The sequence below is a fragment of the Breoghania sp. JC706 genome (assembly GCF_037026715.1).
In the GTDB taxonomy this organism is placed as follows: Bacteria; Pseudomonadota; Alphaproteobacteria; order Rhizobiales; family Stappiaceae; genus Breoghania.
The window spans coordinates 269,283-289,195 of sequence record NZ_JBANCG010000002.1; the positions used below are offsets into that span (position 1 = coordinate 269,283).

The following is a 19,913-nucleotide window of genomic DNA, read 5'->3' on the forward strand; positions in this document are numbered from 1 at the left end:
ACGGGAACAGGAGCGGAGGAAGGAGCAAACGTCATGCAGGCAGCCGTCGCTGAGACGCCCCGGCCACGGGCGCCGAGCCATCCGAACGAGTTCGACCTCGTCCGCATCCGGCGCGGGCTGGAGGCGCGTGTCCGGTACCGCTACGTGACGCCGCGCGTCTCGGGCGTCGATGGCGGCTATCTCATCCAGTCGCCCTGCTGCTCGCGCAACATCGACGCGCAAGGCGGGATCATCGACGTGGCGCTGATGCTTTTCGACGGAGTGAGTGGCGTGTGGCAGCTCTTCGCCCGCGATCACGAGCGCGGCACCTGGGAACTCGCCGGCGTCCATCCCCGCCTCGTGGAGATGATCGGCGAGATCAATTCCGATCCCGAGCGGGTCTTCTGGCAATAGGCGACAAGGGAACACACGATGGCACTCAGCGAGACGGATCTGGAAACGATCGGGCAGGAACTGGCGGCATCGCAAAGCGACAGCACGACGTTCGCCGCTCTTCGCGAAAAATTCCCCGCCCTCAGCTGGACCCGGTGCGACGCGGCCGATGTCGACGAGGAGCCCTACCGCTCGGTAGCGCTGTTCGACCTCCATCTTCTGGACACCACCGATCACTGCCCGCGCATCGTCACCGAGCCCGGCGCGGCCAACGGCATCATCCTGGCGAAGCGGAGGAACCCGGCATGAGCGACGCCCGCGCAGACCTGCTGGCAGATGACCCGGAAGCCTCGCCGGAAAATCCGGCGGAGGACTTCATCCCGCTCTCCGATCCCGACATGACGCTCGCCGATCTGGAGGCGGTGGACGCGGTGCTGCGCTCCTCGCGCATATCCTGCGGCGAGACGGTCGATGCCTTCGAGAAGGCCTTCGCCGCCCGCCTCGGGCGCAAGTATGCCGTCGCCGTGCCGAGCGGCACCTTCGGCCTGCTGCTCGCCCTTCAGGCGCTTGAGATCGGCGACGGCGCGGAGGTCATCGCCTCGCCGTTCTCCTGGCGCGAGACGGCGCACGCGATCCTGGTTTCCGGCGCGAGACCGGTCTTCGCCGATATCGACTACTGGTCCGGCACGCTCGCGCCCGCCAAGGTCGAGGAGCGCATCACGGAGCGCACCCGTGCCATCGTCGCCGGCAACACCAACGGCCACCCGGCCGCGTGGAGCGAGCTTAGCGAGATCGCCAAGCGCCACAACATTCCGCTCATCGAGGATTCCACCGAGGCCATCGGCTCCACCTACAAAGGCGCGCCCGTCGGTACATTCGGCGATTGTTCGATCTTCGATTTCGCCCAGCCGATGGCGATCACCTGCGGCGAGGGCGGCATGGTGGTGACCGACGACGTCGATCTCGCCGTCGCCATCCGCCGCCGGCTGGCGCGCCGGCCGGGCGAGCGCGGCTCCGTCGTCGTCACCGCCACCGCACCCTTCCAGGCGCCGATGAGCGATATGACGGCGGCGCTCGGCCTGTCTCAGCTGAAGCGCCTCGACGAGATCCTGGCGAGCCGCATTCGCGTGCGCGACTACTACCACGCCTACGTGGAAACCTTCGAGGGCATCAAGCCGCCCTACATCGCGCCCGATGTCACCGAGGTCCACTGGTTCCTCTACGTGGTGCATCTGGGCACCCGCTTCTCCCGCTCCGCCCGCAACGCCATCGTCGACGATCTGGCGCAGGAGCAGGTGGAGGCTGCCGCCTATTCCACGCCGCTGCACCTTCAGCGCGCCTACCACGATCTCGGCTACCGGCGGGGCGACTTCTTCGTCACCGAAAAGGTCGCCGACCGCGCCATCGCGCTGCCCTTCCACGCCCACCTCGTCGAGGATCAGATCGCCTTCCTGGTGGAGACCATGAAGGACGCCTCCATCAACGTCGGGGCGGGGGCCGCGATCTACTGAACATTCGTGAAACGGGAGACTGCATACATGTCGATGATCACCTTCATGCCGTCTGGCAAGACCGTGGAAGCGCCGGAAGGCATGTCGATCCTTGAGGCGATCCTGTCGGTCGATGAGACCTTCCCGCACAAGTGCGGCGCCAAAGCCTCCTGCGGGTCCTGTCACGTCTTCGTGCAGGAGGGCCGCAAGGGCCTGTCGCGCATCGCGCGCGAGGAGAACGAACGCCTCGACATGCTGGTCGGCGTCGGATCGAAGTCGCGTCTCGCCTGCCAGGCGAAAGTACTCGGCACCGAGGACATCAAGGTGGAACTGCTCGGCTTCTCGTCGGGCTTCTAGAACGGCGCGGAGCATGCCCGGATCGGCGGTCGTGTCGTGACGCCGATCCTTGCACCCCTCTCCCCCGCAAGGGGGAGATGTCACGCGCATGCGTGACAGAGGGGGGTAAAGCCGCTTGCTCCGAACCTGCCGCCTCACCCCCCTCTGCCCCTCACGGGGCATCTCCCCCACAAGGGGGGAGAGGGGAACAAGCGGCTGTTTCCGGCGACCCCGGAAACGTCGGGCGGGAGAAATTGAGGACCATCGGTGAAACGGAGGGAAAATCACCATGGAGACCAAGGTCATTCACGTGCGGTTCGCAAACAATGGCACGGTCACGGATATCGGCGAGAGGCCGGAGACGTTGACGCCTCAGCAATGGTTCAACTGGCTGAGCCTGACCGTGCCCCAGCATTACCGCGCCTATGCAGGCGGGCGCGGTGCCTTCACGGTGCCTGGCTCCGAACTCGCCGGGCTCAAGCAGACCGCCAACGCCTCGTGAGCGTCCACGGATAACCAGGGCCCGGGCCGTGCGCGGGCAGGGGGCTTGACGCGCGCGCGAGCCGCCTTGATACCCGAAGCTCAGGGAGCTGGAGATGGACGTCATCGAACGGGAAGAGACCATATTCGAGCGGATCGGCGGCGCGGACGCCGTCGATCGCCTCGTGGACAGCTTCTACCGGCGCATGGACACGCTGGAGGAGGCGCGCGGCATCCGCGCGATGCATGCGGACGATCTCGCCGCGACGCGGGACATCCTGAAGCGCTACCTGTCGGAATGGACGGGCGGTCCGCGTCTCTATTCGCCCGAAAAGGGCCACCCGCGCCTGCACCAGCGCCATCTCGGCATTCCCATCGGCGAGGCTGAACGCGATGCGTGGCTCCTGTGCATGCGCGGCGCACTGGAAGAAGCGGTTGCCGACCGGCACGCCCGCGACGTCCTCTACGACAAGATGGCGAGCCTTGCCGACTGGATGCGAAACCTTCCCGGCAATCCGCACGACGACCGCCACCGGCACCCCTGACGCATCCCGACCACGAAAGGCGCGCAAGCGGCGATCGCGCCCGGCGGCGGGGGCTGCGCTCCGGTCTGCGCCGAATTCTGTGTCAAAGGCATCGAAAGTTTTCCAATATCGGATCATATGACCCGATATTGCATTAAAAATCCAAGAAAAATGTGAAGTTTGTGCGCGGGCTGGTGGTTACATTACCCATCACGCCGGTCCGCACTCGAACAAAAACCGGGAGCGCGGGCGAGAGGCGGACCGAATACCAGAGGTGTAAGAAAGGTTTCGCAATGCTCCCTGTCGATACGTCCAGCGCCCCCGCCGCCGTCGGGCCCTACAGCCAGGCCATCCGCGCCGGCAATTTCCTGTTCGTATCCGGGCAACTGCCGATCGATCCGGCCACCGGCGCGTTCGCGCCGGGCGGCGCCGTCGAACAAGCACGCCAGAGCCTGAAGAACATCGCCGCCATTGCCGCTGCCGCCGGCACGGATATGACGCGCTGCGTGAAGACGACGGTTCTGCTCACCGATCTCGGCGCCTTCGCGGCAGTGAACGAGGAATACGCGACATTCTTCTCCGCGCCCTATCCGGCCCGCGCCTGCTACCAGGTCGCCGCCCTGCCGAAGGGGGCGCTGGTCGAAATCGAAGCGGTCTTCGAGGTCTGACCATGGGCAACGATGTGATTTCCGCGGCGGTTCTGGAGGGGGCCTCGCCTCTCTTCGCGCCATTGGAGCAGGTGCCGTGTCACCTGCCGCTCTGCGCCGAACGCGAGTGGGCGCGCAACGCCATCGCGCTGATTGAGTCGGATGCCAGCCGCTCAGCCGACACCCACATGATCCGCTTGCCGTTTGCCGGATTGTCGGGGATCTCCGTCTACCTGAAGGACGAAAGCACCCACCCGACCGGCAGCCTCAAGCATCGGCTTGCCCGCTCGCTGATCCTCTACGGCATCTGCAACGGCCTGATCGGTCGCGACACGACGCTGGTGGAAGCCTCCTCCGGCTCCACCGCCGTATCGGAGGCCTATTTCGCGCGGCTTCTGAACCTGCGCTTCATCGCCGTCATGACCCGCGGAACCTCGCGCAAGAAGGTCGAGGCCATCGAGAGCTTCGGCGGCACATGCCATTTCGTGGAGCGTGCCGGCGAGGTCTACGACGCGGCGCGCCGCATCGCGGCGGAAACCGGCGGGCATTATCTCGACCAGTTCACCTTCGCGGAACGGGCGACCGACTGGCGCACGAAGAACGTCGCGGAGAGCATCTTCTCCCAGATGCAGCACGAGCCCGACCCGGTGCCGGAATGGGTGGTGATGAGCGCTGGCACCGGCGGCACGTCGGCCACGATCGGCCGCTATATCCGATACCGCAACCTCGCCACCCGCCTGTGCGTCGTCGATGTCGAGCACTCGGTCTTCTACGACTGCTACAAGTCTGGCGACCGTGGCCTCACTGGCCAACAGGGGTCGCGCATCGAAGGCATCGGCCGGCCCCGGGTGGAGCCCTCCTTCGTGCCGGAGGTGGTCGACCACATGGTCCGTGTACCCGACGCCGCCTCTATCGCCGCCATGCGCGTTCTGGCCGGCCGGCTGTTCCCGGTGGGCGCCTCGACCGGCGCCAATTTCCTCGGACTTTGCTGGATTGCTTCGCTGATGATGGCGGAGGGGCGCAAGGGCTCGCTGGTCACGCTCGTCTGCGACAGGGGCGACCGCTACGCCGACACCTACTACGACGACGCCTGGCTCAAGCAAAACGGCCTCGACATCGCGCCCTATGTGTCGGCGATAGAGACCTTCCTCGATCACGGCCGCTTCGAGGCGCCTCTCGGCGGCGCAGGCTTCTCGTTCTGAAATTCTGAGCAGGCGCTTTGACGCTCAGGGCAGGCTGCTTGCGCCCCCCTCCCCCTTGAGGGGAGGGGCCAGGGGTGGGGGTAAAGCCGCTTGCTCCGAGCCTGCCGCCTGACCCCCACCCGAACGGCTGAAGGAGCCGTTCGACCTCCCCTCAAGGGGGAGGTGGGCCGTGGGGCAGATCTCTTTTCCGAAATCCACTTACGAAACCCGCCGCAATACCCGGGGCGAGCCGCATCCGTCCCCCTCCCCCTTGAGGGGAGGGGCCAGGGGTGGGGGTAAGGCCGCTTGCTCCGAACCTGCCGCGTCCCTCAAGGCCCCCTTCCTCTACCCCAGTTCGTAGCTCAGCCGCTCCAGCGAGAGCAGCACGCGCTTGCCGGGGTCATAGGAGGAATAGAGCATCGCAGAAATCACCCAGCGCCCGCCCGCCGTCGCCGGCTTGACGGATGTCTGCCAGGCCGTCAGCGCGTCGGAAATGGTCCCGGCCGTTGTGCTGTCGAGCGTCGTGTCCGGCAACAGTCCCACGGCAAGCTCGCTTACCAGCGGGTCGTCGCCGGCAACCAGCGTGTAGCCGTAGAAGAGCCCGAAGGTGAGCTTGAGGTCGTCCGGCCGGGTGGCCGCGGGGAACAGCGTGTCGAAAGCCGATTGAAGGGCGGCCTCCACGCTGGCGCCCGTGATCGGCAGCGGATCGGTGCGCGTGATGCCCGGCGTCACGATGTCGGTCGCGGTGACGAGCGCCGTGCGGTAGACGAAGGCCTCCGCCGTCGCCGGGCCGTCCGGGCCCAGAAGATCGGCGTTGCGCACCACCTCCAGCCTGATGCGCGCGTTCTGCCGATCGCCGACATTGAGCCCTGGCCAGCCGATGGAGAAGGTCCGCGTCGAGGGCAGCAGGATCGTCGTGTCCGACGGCGGCAGATACACCCGGCTCGATCCCGAAGGCGTCTGGCCGACGAGCGTCACCCAGCTCCCGTCGAGCGCCTTCGCCGAAACCTCCGGCCAGTCGAGATCGCCGCCGCTCTCCGTTTCCAGCCGCGTCAGCGTGTAGCTCTGAAGTGCCCCGTCGTTCGTCGCAAGCGCGGCGGAGACCGGATAGCTCTCCGCCGCCACCCAGTCGTCGCCACCGTCCTGCGCGGCCCCACCGGAATTGGGAAGCCGCACGGTCCACAGCGAGGCGATGTCGGTGGCGAGATCGGCGAAGGTGGTGACGGCGGCCGAAAGCGTCGCCGAATCCACCGTGCTCTTGGGATCGGTCAGGCCCGTCAGCAGACCGTTGAGGTCGTCCGACACCGCCACGTATTGCGCGAGCGCGGTGAACAGGTCCTCGTTCTCCCCGGCAAGCATGCGGCCTTCCACCGGCGGGGAGAGGTTGAACTCCGCCGTCAGAACCACGTGATCCTGCGCCGCGTGCTCATGCGAATAGACGAAATCGAAGGTCCACAGCGCCGCCGTGTCGAGCGTCACGGGGACGGTCGGATCACCGTTGCCCGATTGCGAGACGATGATCGGCAGCGCGGGAAACGCCTTGAGCGGGATCGGCACGTCGCTCGGCCCGAGCGCGACGTCAAGCGCCGCCGGGATCTCGTCGCCCGAGAGCACCGGCGTCATCGCCAGCCAGTCCGACGCGGTGTAGCCCGGCGCGACATCCACGGGCCTGCGATGGATCTCCAGGTTGGAGACCGTGTAGACGAGATCGAGCGCCACATGCGACTGCGCACCGGGATCGGAGACGGAAAGCGGCAGGGTCAGGAAGGGTGCGGTCTCGGCAAGGTCGACCTTGCCCGCCGCCAGCCGCCAGCTGCGGTTGGCGTCTCCTGTCTGCTCGTCCGTGCTGCGGCCCTCGCCATAGAGTGCGGCCGTGCCGTCGGGATCCGTTGCCCGCGTCCACGCGCTGTTGACGGTGGCGTCGTACTGAACAAGGGCCGCCGTCGCCCAGCCGGAGGCCAGCGAGACACCCAGCGCCTCGCCGAAGATCCGTTTCGCCTCGGCGATGCCGTCGGCGAGGTTCGGGTCGGTCACCGCGCGCGGCAGCGTCGGCCCGGAGGACGGATTGACGAGGAAAATGCCCTGAAGATCGGTGGGAATGGCGCTCTGCAGCGTCCGCTTTGCCGCCATCATCTGTTGGAACTGCGGCCGCAGATCCGCGATCGCGTTGATCGCGGCGGCATTGGCCGGGCCGAGCATCCGGTCGAAATCGGCCAGGAACCGCCCGGCCCATATCTCCACGTCGATGCCCTGATAGTCCTGGTTTACCGCCTGCGCCGGATCGAGGCTACCGTTTTCCAGCGGCTCGATGGAGACCGCGGCGCGCGAGACAAGCGCGCCGTAAAGCGGGGCGAGCGCGATCATCCGGGCGAGCTTGTCCGAACCGAAGGTCACCGTTCGCGCGATATCGACCGAGGTGATGCCGGCGCTGCCGAAATCGACCGCCCACAGGTCGGCGGCGTGGTCGGGCATCTTGGCGGTCGCGAGCCGCAGATCCTCCAGCGCGTCCGTCAGCGCCTCCTCGAAGGCGTTGAAGTTCAGCGACGCGCCGGCGGCGGGCGCCGCGATGGTTGCCGTGGCGCTTTCAGCCGACGTGCCGGCGAAATCGGAATGGACGAGCGCGGCAGGCCGCGCCACCGTCATCTCCACCGTGAGCGGGAAGGCGGGGCCCGGATAGGCGGGCGTGAGGGTTGAGGTCAGCGTGATGTCGGCCGGCGGCAGCACCGCCGTGGCGCCCTGCTTGAAGACCGCGACTTCCGCGTTGGCATCGATAAGTGAAGCGACGGTCACCGTCGCCGGCAGGTCCGCTTCCAGATAGGCGACGTTGAACCGGCCGACGATGCTGTTGAGCGTGTCGTTCGCCGTCACCCTGATCGCCGCGATCGTCGGGTCAGGGGCGGACAACTCCGTGCCTTCCACAAGCAACCCTGTAACGCCCGCATTGGCGAGCCCGAACGCCGCACCCGTGATGCCATAGAGCCCGGAAATGGCCGAAGGCTTCGTGTCGCCGGCGAGCATCACCGGTGGGCAGACGAGCAGCCCGCCCGCCGCCAGCCGACCCGCCGTGTCGAAGGCGGTGGCGACATCGGCCATGGTAGCGGCGGGCGCGGTCTCCTGCACGTTCTCCAGCACCGCCTGGAATGTGGTGAGCCCCGTGGTGTCGACCGGCACCTGCGTGCCGTCCACGTCCACATCGAAGTTGAGGCCCTGGGTGACCGTGCCGGGCATGTTGCGGTTGCGCTCGGCGAGATCGGTCTTCTTGTCCGGATCCCCCGCCAGCGCAAATCCCGCCGCGACGCCCGACAGCGTGTCGGTGGCGCGCAACGTATAGGGTACGAACAGCGCATCCGCACCGGGTAAGATGGCCGCGCCGGGAATGGCGAGCCGGTTGCCGGAGACGACCGTGAGCCCGGAATTGGCGGCAAGAAGGGCCGCCGGCGGACAGCCGTAGCGCTCGGCGAATTCGCGTAAGAGATCGCCCGCGCCGGGCGTGACCTTGGCGGGGCTGCCGCTGCCGAAATCGCCAAGATAGATCAGCGCCCCGGCCTCATAGAGATCAGGCGTTGCAAGGTTTGAGGAAACGAGATCCGCCGTCGCCGCGCCGCTCGGGTTATCGGCCAGCGTCGCCTCGCCCGCCACCACATAGTGCGCGCTGTGGGCGGTGGCCGAGGCGATCAGCATGCCGGTCTCACCGGCATAGCTCTCGCCGAGATCGTAGGCGCTGAGGTGGATGCCGAGATCGGCGAACGCCAGCACCGCATCCGCGAAGGTCGCGACCGTGCCGCCGCCGGGCAACGTCGTCTGGCCAACGGTGACGTTCACACCGTCCACGGTGAAGGTGAAATCGTTGACGAGGATCGCGTCGCCCGCGCTGTCTGCGGCAAGCCAGCCGGCGCTCGTCGCCTCCGCCGCCGCAACGTTCGCGAGCACCGGCGCCGTGGCCGGCAGGGTCACCGCGCGCGCCGGATAGGCGAGCACGGCCTGAAGCTTCAGCGGCAGGTCGTCCTGGTTCTCGCTCGCCGACAGGATCTCGGTTGCCGTGGGCGTCGGCCAGCCGGTCTGCGGCGTGGCGGCGATCGACTGCGCGCTCGCGCCCGCCGTCATCACCCGGTAGGCCGGCACGGTCAGCGCGACGTTCTCCCCGAAGATCGCGGAAAGCGGCACGTCGGCGTTGACGCCCGCAAGCGCCTCCCAGCCGATGCCGTAGCTTGAAACGATATTGGAGAGCGTGTCGGAGGCCGGCAGCACCACGCCGTAACCCGTGGCCCCAGAGGCGACGAGATAGCCGCCCGCCGCCAGCACCTTCAGCCGGTCCGCGCCGGAGAGCGTGAGGCTGGAGCCCGCCGCCAGCGTCGTCTCCGCCGTCACGCTCATGTTCGGCTGGACGTACTGATAGTAGATCGCCGCGTATTGCGCCTGCTGGCGAAGGGCCGCCTGAACCATCGCATCGCCGCGCTGGGAAACGGATGGCATCAGCGCCTGCGCCTTGGGCGCAAACGTGATCGACAGCGTCACGTCGCTGTCCGGCTTGGAAATGCCCCACGAGGCGTTGACGGCGGGCCAACTCGTCGGCCCCTGCAGGGGATCGGTGTAGCCGACCGGCACCGGCAGCGGCGTGTTGTCGGCGGGCAGGGTCCGATTGCCCTGAATGTCGCCGAAACCGATCTGGAAATCCACCTGTGGCGCGCTCGAAGCCCCGCCTAGACCGCGATAGGGATCGTCGGCGGGAAGCGGCAGGCCGGCAACCTCGGGCGCGAGCGAGACCGGGCCGAAGCGATAGACCGGCAGCACCGTCTGATAGGCCCAGTAGGGGGAGGGGGCGCTTTCCTCCAGCGCACGACGCCGCTTCGCGCGCGCCCGCTTCCACGCTTCAAGCTCAACACCGTCGGAGGCCTGCGGCGTCGCCGGAAGGCCCGAGGCCGGAATGACATAGGGACAATCGTCGGACGCGGTCGAGATCGCCGTCACCAGGCTGTATTGCTGGCGGAACGCTTTCTCGTGGTCCACGGTGCCGCTCGGAATGATCGGCCGCGTCAGCGTCATGTCGAAACCGAAGCTGCCGGCCGGCAACAGCGCCTGGGCGACGAAATCGGCCGGATCGGTACTCTCGTAGGCTTCCGCGAACAGCGTCGCCCCGTCGGCGATGCCCTGATCGACGGCGATCACCCCGGTGTTGAACGGCAGCAGCGTCCGGCCGGAAGGTGCCGCCGCCTGCTGCTCGCCGGCGATGACGACGAGTTGCAGGCTCGCCTGATCGCTGGCATCGAACGCGCCGTCGCTGATGCCGCCATCGACGCCGAAGGTGTAGCCCGTGCCGCCGACCGTTGTGCCCTCCCACAGCAGCAGCGCGAAATCTTGAGGGGTTGTCAGGTCCGCGCGCACCAGCGGCAGCGTGTCGTCCTCGTCCCGCGCCACGAAGGCGCGGCCGCCGGAAGGCACGGAAATGGTGGAAAGATTGCTCTTGATCAGCCAGGCATCGCCGTCGACGAGCGCCAATCCGTCCGGATCTCCGGCGGTGACCGAAGGCGCCATGGCTATATGGGCGACGGTGCCGGCCGGCGTGTCGGGATCGGCGAGATAGGTGACGAGATCGAGCAGCAGCCCCACCAGTTCCGGGTCCGCCCCGTCGAGCTGATAGACCCCCGGCGCCTCCGCCACCCGGCGCACGGTGAAGGCGATGGCGGCGACGAAGGTGGAATTGGGGAAGGGCGCGGCATCGGTGCTGTCGGTCAGCCCCGCATAGACCATGTAGGCCTTGTCCGATCCCTCCGCCGCCCGCGCGGCAAGCTCCGCCGGGAAGGGATGGATGGAGAGCGTGTTGGCGGCCGGGTCGAACCCCGGCACCGGCAGGGCGATTGCCGTTTGCAGCGCGATGTGCTCGGCAAGCCCGTAGGTGACCGGGCTCTCGCCCTTGACCGCGACGGCCGCCGGTCCGCGATAGGGCTCCCAGGCAAGCGAGGTCGCCGGCACCGCGGCGATCACCTCGCTGTTGGTCGCCGAATAGCTGAGGCTGTCCGTCTCCGCCGCATGCAGCACCGCGCCTTGAGGCAGCATCCGGCCCGACGCGAGCGCACGGTTGAGCGCGGGCGAGAAGGCTTCGGGCACACGGGCGCGCAAGGCAGTCTCGTCCTCGCCCGACCCCACGACAGTGCTGTCGAAGAGCGTGATCCAGGTCGCCTGAGACGTGATCTCCAGACTGAGGGCCTCCGCATCCGGCTGGTCGGGATCGACGGCGAGGTCCCATTGCTGCCGGCTTTCGTCGAGAAGCGGCGCCACCGCACTGTCGGAGGCATGGACATGCCCGTCCTCGCCCTCTTCGGGAACGGGGATCTGCTGGCCGGAGGCGAACATGCGCGAGGCTTCGCTGGCGATGTTGGCGGTCGAATTGGCGCTGACGAGGCCGACGAGGCTTTCCACCGTATCGGCCGGCAGGTGCTTCACCGTCAGCGCCTCGCCCTCCACGAGGCCGGCAACGTCCGCCAGCCGCCCGCCCGCATCGCTGATCGCAATGGCGAAGGCGGCTGCGAGGCTGGCGAAAGTGTAGGTGGTGCTGTCGTCCGTGGTCACGTCCGGCACGGTGATCAGCGCCAGCGGGGCAAGGATCGTGTCCGCGCCGATCCAGCCCGCAAGGCCCGCCCAGTCCGCGCTCCATGCGGGCGGATTGGCGCCGTCCGACACCCAGTTGACGACGGTGCGCCGGGCCAATGTCGCAAGCGTCTCGCCGGTCGCGACCGCGACGCCCGTATAGGCCGGAATGGAGAACCCGCCGGTGATCGCGCTCACACCGTCGCGGAACGCCGGCCAGCCGGTGGTGCCCGCCGTCGTCGCCTCGTTCTGTTCCAGGTTCAGCGCCGCGCCGATGCGGGCCAGCGTGTCGCCGGGAACGGTGGTGGTTCCGGTCGTGGCCGCTGTCGCATCGAGATAGGCCGTCGGGATCTGCAGCGCGATGCCCGGCGGCAATTCCTGCGAACGCGGATCGATCACCGTGCCGTCGAGGAGCGTCGCATTGAGATCGGCGACCGCCTGCATGTACCACGCCGTCGGGCCCGCCTGCGGATCGTCGCCGATTGGCACGCCCGCATAGCGGATGTAGAAGGTCGCCGCCGCTCTGAGCGCCGAATAGTCGGCCGGTGCGGTCGTCCAGTCGGTCGCCGGGGCATCGAAAGCCGCCCCCGGCGCCAGCAGCTTGGCGTCGATATCCTGCCCCGTGACGCCCATGATCGCCACGGCCGTGGTGTTGTAGCGGGCCGCCAGCCCGTTCAGCGTGTCGGTCGCCGTCACGGGTACGGTGAGATCGCCGAGCGCGAGGCTTGTCTTCTTCAGCGTCGCGTCCGGGTTGTCCAGCGCCAGCACCTGAGGCGAGATGCCGAGCACCACGTCGACGGTTCCGCCCGGCGCCGTGTCGCGCAGCGCATCGGCGAGACCGGGGTTGAGGAAGGTCAGTTCTTCAACCGTAGCCCCGAGCGTATCCGCGACCGTTTCCACCGTGTCGCCCGGTCGCACCGGATAGGGGATCGTCGCCGTCGGCAGGCCTTGCGCGAGCGAGGTCAGCGTGTCCGTCGCGCTCGCCGCCTGAAGCGTGCGCCCGTCGAGCTGTGCGGCCGCCTCGCGTACGGCGGAACGCGCCACCAGCAGGTTCCAGTCGCTGAAGAGATGTTCGGCGAAGGAGACATAGTCGTCGAGCGGATCCTCCGGCGGACCGGGCGGGACCGTGCCGGTCGGCGAGAACAGCGCGGCCGCCACCTGAACGCCCCATAGATAAAGCGCGCCGATCTCGTTGTCGGTGGCGAAATCGACAGGCCCCGTCTGCGGCGACGTCCAGCTCAGGAACGGCGGCACCGCCATCGCCATGCTCACCTGATCGCCGGGATCATCGCCCTCCGGCACGCCGGAAATCGCCAGATGGATGTTGGTGTCGAAGAACTGCGACAGCATGTCGGCGGTAAAGCCGGGGCTGGCGGCGGCCGGATCGTCCAGCATCGCGCCGAGCCAGGAAAGCTGACCGGCCGTCACCGTGTCGCTTGGGCTTTCCGGTCCTTGCGGGATCGCGTAAAGCGCATAAAGCAGCAGGCCCTGGATCAGAATGTCGGCGGCCAGCGCATCGAGGTCGTCCTCGTCGCGGGCGTGAATGGTCATTGCGGCGGAGCGGCGCTTTCCTTGCGCTGCGTTCAGCGCATCGGGTGAGACGCCGGTGGGCGCGAACAGCTGCACGGAAAAGCGGTAGTCGCTCGATCCCGTTTCCGGCGGCGTGTCCGACCAGGAAAGCGGCACCTCGCCCACGGTGAACGACGGCAGCAGGAACAGCGAGGCGGTGCGCGGCGCGTCGGAAAAGACCGCCTTCGTCGGTTGCCAGTCGAGCGTGTCGATATCGGCGTCGAACGACGCGCCTTCGGCCACCGCGCGCGCCAGCAGCCGGTTGCGGTGATGGGCAACAAGTGCTGCACGCCGCCGGTCCGGCCGGCGGCGCGGCGGCCGCGCCCGTCGCATCGTCCGTCCGCGCGAGGAAAGCCGTTGGGCATGGCGCGAGGCCGGCTCCGCGCCCAGCATCAGCAGGGTCGGGGAGGGGGCCGTCAGCGTATCGCCGGACTGGTCCGGGCTCAGGATCCACGGCGTCGGCCGCTCGCTGCCGACGGTGAAGCTGACGTCGAGATCCACCTCGAAGCTGAAGGAGATCTTGACGAACAGGATCTTTACCTCCGCTTCCGCGCGCACCTCCACTTCCAGCGCGAAGATCGTCGGCCGATAGGCCTCGAAGGTCGCGGTCGCCGCCGCATAGGCCTCCAGCGTCACCGAAACCTTGATGACCTTGAAATCGATCTTGCCGTAAAGCTTGCCGTGGATGGCGGCGACGCCCTGCGCCCAGTAGTAGACGTCGGTGGAGGAGCCCGCCGCCTGCGGGTGGAACCAGGCGAGCGTGCCCTGGAAGATCACTTCCACCTGCACGTAGATCCCGCCCGACAGCGGCCCGAAGGAGACATCCTTGCCCACGCCCACCGCAAGCCCGATGCCGAGTTCGATCACCGGCGAGAAGTCGCCGTTCGTGACCTTCGGCACGGAACGCGAGGTCGTTCCGTTCAGGAGCCCGAAATAGATGCCGCCACGACCGAGGAACGGAAATACCTCCACGGAGAAGCTGCGGTCGAAATTGCGGTCATAGGGAAAGCCGAGATCGATCTTGAAGTTGCCGTTGGTGTAGATCTCCACCACGACGACGCCCAGCGTCACCGACACCTCGCCGAATTCCAGATGGCGGAAGGCCTCCGGCAGCGACAGCTCGATGCGGAACATGCCGACCGTGTCGGAGATCTTCTTGTAGAGGATCTCGAAGCGAAGCCCCGCGAGGCTGCCGGCCTCCTCGCCGCCGAGCGCGATCGACAGGCCATAGAGCCAGGGATCGTTGAAGATGAAACCGAGATCGACGGTATCGAGCAGCGTCACGTCGAGGCCGATCAGCCACTGGCTTTGAGGGCTCCATTCCACGCCCTGGCCGGCAAGCGGGTTCTGCCCGGCTTCCGGCTCCTGAAGTTCGCCTTCCAGCAGTGCAAGCGTTTCCGCCACCGTATCCGGCAGCCGCGTCAGCTGCACCCGCTGGCCGAGGCCCAGGTAGCGAAGCCGGATGAACACCTCGCCGGCTCCCGGCAGGTCCGGCGGCGAACCGTCGATCACGTCCCATTCCAGATCGTCGCCGTCGTAGCGCTGGCCCAGCAGTGAGCCGGTGAGGATCAGCGACACGCCGGAATTCTCGCCGCGCGTATAGCGAACGCCGATCGTGTCGAGCCGCATGAACACCAGATCGGCATTGGCCGCATAGACCAACTCGACCGTGCTCTCCTGAGGGTCCAGCGTCAGCGTGAAGCGCGACAGCTCGATGCGGTTGAGGATGTCCCACGGCGGGTCGAGCGAATAGCCAAGCGTTGGGGCGGCGAGATTGACCAGATATTCCAGAATATCGCCGATGGTCACCCCGCCGAGTTGCAGGCTGATCACCTGGTGCCGGTTCGGGTCTTCTCCGCGCCACGAGGTGGACGCCTGGAACCACACGCCGTCGAAGCTGACGCGGAACTGGTAGGTCGGCTCCGGCACGCCCAGCGTCAGCCCGGCCGAAAGCTCCAGCTTGTTGATGGCGAACAGGCCGGAAAGCTTGCCCGACGCGGTATCGCTGTTGCCGGCCTTGGCCATGTCGAGCGCGGTCGCGGCGGAGATCTTCAGCGTCGTGCCGAAGATCTCCGGCTGCCAGCGCCCGGAAATCGTGCCGCCGAAGGCATAGGCCGTCGGCGTTCCCGTGTTGAAGGAGAAATAGAGCCGGTCGATGGTGAGCGTCGGCACCCAGTCAGGCACGTCCGTTTGGCCGAGGAAACGGGAGACCATCGCCGTCAGGTCGATGGAGGCGCCGGGCAGCAGCGTGCCGGAAAACGTCCAGCCCTCCGGGTTCGTCTCCGCGGGACCGGGATATTCCGCCGACAGCATGAAGGCCGGCGGCTGCGGCGCGCCGGGCGTGCCGCCGTCCTCGAACAGGAACGTCGCCGCGATGCCGCCGGAAAGCTCCCCGCTCACCAGCGCGATCTCGAAATTCAGCTCTCGCAGCGTGATCGTTGTGACGACGAGGTCGATGGTCCAGCCCTGTTCGGGCGGGTCCTCGTCGCCCACCAGCATGAAGCTGCCGTCGATCTGGCGCTCCAGCGACAGTGTCGGCGGATCGCCGAAGATGATGTCGGCGGAGGCGTAGTAGGACTGTTCCTGCGGATCGGCCTCTACCGAAAGGCCGATGATGTTCATGTCGCTTTCCGTCGGCGGCCCCGGATCGCCGAAATAGTTGCGGAACGCCTGCCCGATGGGGATGACGTCGCCCTCGCGCAAGCCCGCTATCGCCGACCAGCCGGGAATGTTGACCCCGCAATCGATGTGGATCGGATCGGTGGTCTGGAAGGCGAGCGTGCCGAACACGGTCGCCGCCAGCCAGCCCGTCTGGGTGCCCTGGACCGGGGTCGAACCCCACACCCAACTGATGCCGACATCCTCGAGTGCCACGAACGGCATCGGCGCCGTCCACGGCTTCACGGAAACGATCGATACCGCGATATAGGTGACCCTGAAATCCGTCAGGTTACGTCCCGGATCGACGTAGAACTCGATGCTGTCGAACCGGAATTCCGGGATCGGCAGGAAGTCCGGCGGGGTCGGCAGCGCGGGCAGCCCGAACAGCTTGGCGAGTTGGTTCATGCCCTCCACGATGCTGCCGTTCTCGAATTCGACCAGGAAGTGCCACAGGTTTCCGGTGGAAAGCAGCGGACAGGAGATCCGGGTGACGAGCCCGCCCACCTGCAGCCGGCCGGTCAACGTCAGTTGCGAAAACGCGGGGATCTCGTCCGGGTCGTCGGGATCGGCGGGCGTGGAGGTCAGCGCGAAGCCGACATCGCCGAGCGTCAGCCCGCCCAGTTCCAGAAGCGGATTGGAAAGCGGTATCGAGGCGGTCGGCGAGGTGGCGAGAAGGTTCAGGTCCGGCACGCCGTCGTAGCTCGACGGCAGCACCGCCGAGCCCGAAAGCTGGAGCGGCCACGGCGTGACGAGGCTCGCCCACGGCTCCCAGAACGTCGTGCGCGGCAGCGAGCCAGACAGCGTCAGCCCGGCCGCCTCGCTCGTCGTGCCGCTGAAGGTGGCGTTGTCGAGCCGGATGTCGGTCAGGAACGACGGCCCCGGCTGTACCGACTGGTTCTGAACCATCATCGTCTGCGGCAGGCCGGCAAAGGTCGCGCCGAAGGTCCAGCCCGCCCGCGTCATCGTGAAGGCGAGCGTGAAGGCGACATCGTCTGCACCCACGCAGTCGAGCCGCACGGAAACGGGCCCGAGATTGGCCGCGGGCGCATCGGGCAGGCCCCAGGTCGCCGTGCCGTTCAGCGTCGCCGATGTGGAGGCCGGTATCAGCCGCGCCGACGACACGATGAAACTGGAGGTGATGCCGAAGCGCGCCAGCAGCGGGCGCAGATCGGCGAGCGCCGCATCGCCTGAGGCGGCGTAGAGATCGATCGTGCCCGTATTGGTGATCGCGGCATTGAGCGCCGCGACGACGCTCGAAAGGCTCATGCGATCACCTTAAGGCCGCGAAGGCGGCCGGTTGCGGTTGTGACGGCGGGGACGGCGTGCGGCGCGGCGAGACGGGCGATCGGGCGCGGCAGGCGGATCACCGATGACGCCGTGCCCGCCATACGCAGGGTGCGGCCCGCCGTGGTGAAGGCGGCCCGTGGCCCGGCGAAGACAGAGCGCGCCACGTCGGCCCGCTCGGCCTTGGCACGCGCCTCGTTCTCGCTGGAACCCACATGCAGCGCCTCGTCGTCCATCCGGAATTCCCAGTTCCGGCCGGCCGGCACGTCGTCGATCTTGTCATCGCCGGAAGGCGCTGCCGGCAAAGGCGGCGCGATGTAGCGGTCGTAGTCGTTCAGGTTGTACTGGACGTCCTTGAAATAGAGCGTGGAATAGACGTTCTCGCGCGTCTGCGTGGTCGCGTATTGCCAGCGTGCGCCCGGCGGCCATGCGGGCGCGACGGCCAGACCTGTCACGGTGAGGTCGATCCACGACGTCAGGAAATGCCGGCCGTTGTCGAGGTCCGGATCGCCCCAATAGGTGACGTCGGAATAGATGTTGTCGGCGAACTGCTCCACCAGATACATTGAGGGGTGATGATGGCGTTTCTCGCCGGCGCTGATGGAATAGGTGTAGGGCTCGAACCGCATGAGAACGTCGTCGACGACCCCGCGCGCCAGGTTGTCGGGAATGTCGCTGGCGTTCTTCAGGTCGTAGGTCGTCTTGCGGCTGCCGTGATGCGGCACCGTCATCATGAAGGTCTTGGGAAGATCGTCCTCGTTCTCCAGAAGATCGTCGATCGCACCGAGCGTGGTGGAGGTGGCGTCGCCCGTCGCCACGATCCAGTGACCGTCCCATTCCAGACCCAGAACCACGGACTTGGTGTTGACGGCTTCCGCGTTCATCGACTGGTACTTGGCGAAGCTCGCCGGATCGCGCGGATGCGGCGTGTTGGCGATGATGAGCTGGAGGAAGGCGTCGTCCGCCTCGTCTCCCGTCTGCCAGATCGGCTCCCATACCGGGTCGTCGTCGGGCGCATAGCCGCTCTGGCTGGGCGTGAAGCTGCCGATGTCGCCGGTGTATCCGCCGAGCGTTGTGATCAGCGCGCCGCGCTTGTAGCGCCACGCCGGTCCGCCATAGCGCACCATGCCGATCTGGTCGCCAGCCGGCGGCCCGAAGGCCGGCAGGATCTTGGCGATCATGTTGTAGTGGTCGGTGTCGCCGTGGGTCAGCACCAGCACGTCGAGATAGTTGTTGTTGTTCTCGATCTGCTCGCGCAGCCACGCGATGTTCTCGGTCGCGATCTTCTGGCTGGAATTGGTGCCCAGATCGATCAGCATGATGTGCGAGACGTCGCCGTCCTCGTTGAATATCTCGACGAAGTTGCAGGCCCCCTGACCGACATCGAGCACATGGAAGGTGATGCTGCCGACCGTCATTGCCGCCTCCTCCGGCCCGAGTCGAGGGGGACTGCCGCCCGGATCGCCCTGCCGGCCATCGTGGTGGTGCTGCGCGGCGGGGCGGAGCGGGCGCCGCCCCCGGCCCCGGCCGCGGCTCTCACCCGGTGGGATGGATTGGGCGTGGAGGTCACCGCGAACCCATGCCCATCCTGGCTGAACTGCCAGTTGCGCCCCGCCGGCACGTCGTCCTGCGCCTCAAAGTCCTGCGTCGGATAGCTCGGCAGAGGAGGGGCGATATACTGGCCGTAGTTCTCGGAATTGTATTGCCTGCTCGAGAAGTAATAGGTGCAGAAGACGTTCGCGGCGGTCTTGGTCGTGCCGTATAGCCAGTTGGCCGGCCAGCGCGGCTCGAGAAAAACGGGTGTGATCGCCAGATCGATCCAGGAGGTCAGGAAGTGATAGCCGCCGCCCAGCTCCGGATCCTCCCACAGGGGAGCCGTCGCCGGGTTCAGTTTCGTTGAAAACTGTTGGGTCAAATACAGCGAGGGGTGATGGAAATTCTTGTCGTCCGCGCTGATGGAAACGCTCGACGGCGTGAACAGGTCGAGAAACTCGCCCACCACCATGCGGGCCTCGAAGTCCGGGATGTTGTTGGCCTTCTGCAGGTCGTAGGTGGTCTTGCGGCTGCCGTGATGCGGCATCGTCATCATTAGGGTTGCGGGCAGCGGGTCCGTCTCAAGCTCCAGCAGATCGTTGACCGCGCCAAGCGTCGTCGCCGTCGCGTCGCCGGTGGCGACGAACCAGTCGTTGCGCCATTGCAGCCCCATGACGACCGACTTCGTGTTGACAGCTTCCCCATTCATCTTCGGCCGCTTGACTGTGTAGAGGTTGGCCGGATCGTGCGGATGGGGAACGTCCGCGATGATGAGTTGCAGGAAAACGTCGTCGGCGTCCGGGCCCGTCTGCCAGATCGGGGTCCACTTCTCCTCCTCGTCCGGGTCGTAGCCCGTCTGCGACGGGGTAAAGCCGCCGATGTTGCCGGTATAGAGCCCGAGCGTCCCGATCAGCTTGCCGGCGGCGTAGCGCCAGTCCGGTCCGCCATAGCGCACCATGCCGATCTGGTTGCCGTCCGGCGGCCCGAAGGCCGGCAGGATCTTGGCGATCAGGTTGTAGTGGTCGTTGTCGCCATGGGTCATGATCAGGGCGTCCAGATACTGGTTGTTCGCCTCGATCTGCTGCTTCAGCCATTCGATGTTGTCATGCGCGGTCACGCGGGTGGAAACCGTGCCGAGGTCGATCAGCAGGATGTGCGAGACGAGCCCGTCCTCGTTGAGGATCTCCACGAAGTTGCAGGCCCCCTGGCCCACGTCGAGCACGTGAAAGTTGATGCCGCTGACCGTCATGG

At 67.1% G+C, this 19,913-nt stretch carries 11 protein-coding genes; 8 read left to right on the forward strand and 3 right to left on the reverse strand.

All coding sequences use genetic code 11. From position 1 onward, the window contains the following. The first annotated feature begins 33 nt into the window (after positions 1 to 33). From V2L18_RS04395 to V2L18_RS04430, 8 genes are all read left to right on the forward strand, one after another. Positions 34 to 393 carry a hypothetical protein gene (locus tag V2L18_RS04395; protein ID WP_336176596.1) on the forward strand — a complete coding sequence of 120 codons (360 nt, stop codon included), beginning with the start codon at positions 34 to 36 and terminating at the stop codon, positions 391 to 393. An 18-nt stretch (positions 394 to 411) separates the two neighbouring features. After that, positions 412 to 681: a hypothetical protein gene (locus V2L18_RS04400; protein ID WP_336176597.1), complete on the forward strand. Its 270-nt coding sequence runs from the start codon at positions 412 to 414 to the stop codon at positions 679 to 681. A gap of 89 nt (positions 682 to 770) precedes the next feature. Then, positions 771 to 1,883: a DegT/DnrJ/EryC1/StrS family aminotransferase gene (locus V2L18_RS04405; protein ID WP_336177003.1), complete on the forward strand. Its 1,113-nt coding sequence runs from the start codon at positions 771 to 773 to the stop codon at positions 1,881 to 1,883. Between the two features lie 27 nt (positions 1,884 to 1,910). Next, positions 1,911 to 2,219 carry a 2Fe-2S iron-sulfur cluster-binding protein gene (locus tag V2L18_RS04410; protein WP_336176598.1) on the forward strand — a complete coding sequence of 103 codons (309 nt, stop codon included), beginning with the start codon at positions 1,911 to 1,913 and terminating at the stop codon, positions 2,217 to 2,219. A 268-nt stretch (positions 2,220 to 2,487) separates the two neighbouring features. Continuing rightward, a complete protein-coding gene (locus tag V2L18_RS04415; protein ID WP_336176599.1) occupies positions 2,488 to 2,700 on the forward strand; it encodes a hypothetical protein in 213 nt (70 codons plus the stop codon). Between the two features lie 94 nt (positions 2,701 to 2,794). Further along, positions 2,795 to 3,223 (forward strand): group II truncated hemoglobin, encoded by a 429-nt coding sequence (locus tag V2L18_RS04420; protein ID WP_336176600.1) that lies wholly within the window; start codon positions 2,795 to 2,797, stop codon positions 3,221 to 3,223. A gap of 272 nt (positions 3,224 to 3,495) precedes the next feature. Then, positions 3,496 to 3,870: a RidA family protein gene (locus tag V2L18_RS04425; protein WP_336176601.1), complete on the forward strand. Its 375-nt coding sequence runs from the start codon at positions 3,496 to 3,498 to the stop codon at positions 3,868 to 3,870. A gap of 2 nt (positions 3,871 to 3,872) precedes the next feature. Next, positions 3,873 to 5,051, forward strand: a complete 1,179-nt coding sequence (locus V2L18_RS04430) for a PLP-dependent cysteine synthase family protein (RefSeq protein ID WP_336176602.1) — start codon at positions 3,873 to 3,875, stop codon at positions 5,049 to 5,051. 324 nt (positions 5,052 to 5,375) lie between these two features. Here V2L18_RS04430 and V2L18_RS04435 read toward each other — a convergent pair whose 3' ends face one another. Genes V2L18_RS04435 through V2L18_RS04445 form a run of 3 tightly spaced genes read right to left on the reverse strand, consistent with a single transcriptional unit; the run spans position 5,376 to position 19,911 of the window. Beyond that, positions 5,376 to 17,111 (reverse strand): hypothetical protein, encoded by an 11,736-nt coding sequence (locus tag V2L18_RS04435; protein ID WP_336176603.1) that lies wholly within the window; start codon positions 17,109 to 17,111, stop codon positions 5,376 to 5,378. Further along, positions 17,108 to 18,547, reverse strand: a complete 1,440-nt coding sequence (locus tag V2L18_RS04440; protein WP_336176604.1) for a hypothetical protein — start codon at positions 18,545 to 18,547, stop codon at positions 17,108 to 17,110. The genes V2L18_RS04435 and V2L18_RS04440 overlap by 4 nt, the downstream gene beginning before the upstream one ends. Next, positions 18,544 to 19,911, reverse strand: coding sequence for a hypothetical protein (locus V2L18_RS04445; protein ID WP_336176605.1), 1,368 nt, complete (start codon positions 19,909 to 19,911; stop codon positions 18,544 to 18,546). Before V2L18_RS04445 ends, V2L18_RS04440 begins: the two co-directional genes overlap by 4 nt. Positions 19,912 to 19,913: the final 2 nt, after the last annotated feature.

What these genes read in the sequence shown, in the direction of transcription:
- V2L18_RS04395 (WP_336176596.1), top strand. Translation starts at nt 34, where the DNA reads ATGCAGGCAGCCGTCGCTGAGACGCCCCGGCCACGGGCGCCGAGCCAT.
- V2L18_RS04400 (WP_336176597.1), top strand. Translation starts at nt 412, where the DNA reads ATGGCACTCAGCGAGACGGATCTGGAAACGATCGGGCAGGAACTGGCG.
- V2L18_RS04405 (WP_336177003.1), top strand. Translation starts at nt 771, where the DNA reads ATGACGCTCGCCGATCTGGAGGCGGTGGACGCGGTGCTGCGCTCCTCG.
- V2L18_RS04410 (WP_336176598.1), top strand. Translation starts at nt 1,911, where the DNA reads ATGTCGATGATCACCTTCATGCCGTCTGGCAAGACCGTGGAAGCGCCG.
- V2L18_RS04415 (WP_336176599.1), top strand. Translation starts at nt 2,488, where the DNA reads ATGGAGACCAAGGTCATTCACGTGCGGTTCGCAAACAATGGCACGGTC.
- V2L18_RS04420 (WP_336176600.1), top strand. Translation starts at nt 2,795, where the DNA reads ATGGACGTCATCGAACGGGAAGAGACCATATTCGAGCGGATCGGCGGC.
- V2L18_RS04425 (WP_336176601.1), top strand. Translation starts at nt 3,496, where the DNA reads ATGCTCCCTGTCGATACGTCCAGCGCCCCCGCCGCCGTCGGGCCCTAC.
- V2L18_RS04430 (WP_336176602.1), top strand. Translation starts at nt 3,873, where the DNA reads ATGGGCAACGATGTGATTTCCGCGGCGGTTCTGGAGGGGGCCTCGCCT.
- V2L18_RS04435 (WP_336176603.1), bottom strand. Translation starts at nt 17,111, where the DNA reads ATGAGCCTTTCGAGCGTCGTCGCGGCGCTCAATGCCGCGATCACCAAT.
- V2L18_RS04440 (WP_336176604.1), bottom strand. Translation starts at nt 18,547, where the DNA reads ATGACGGTCGGCAGCATCACCTTCCATGTGCTCGATGTCGGTCAGGGG.
- V2L18_RS04445 (WP_336176605.1), bottom strand. Translation starts at nt 19,911, where the DNA reads ATGACGGTCAGCGGCATCAACTTTCACGTGCTCGACGTGGGCCAGGGG.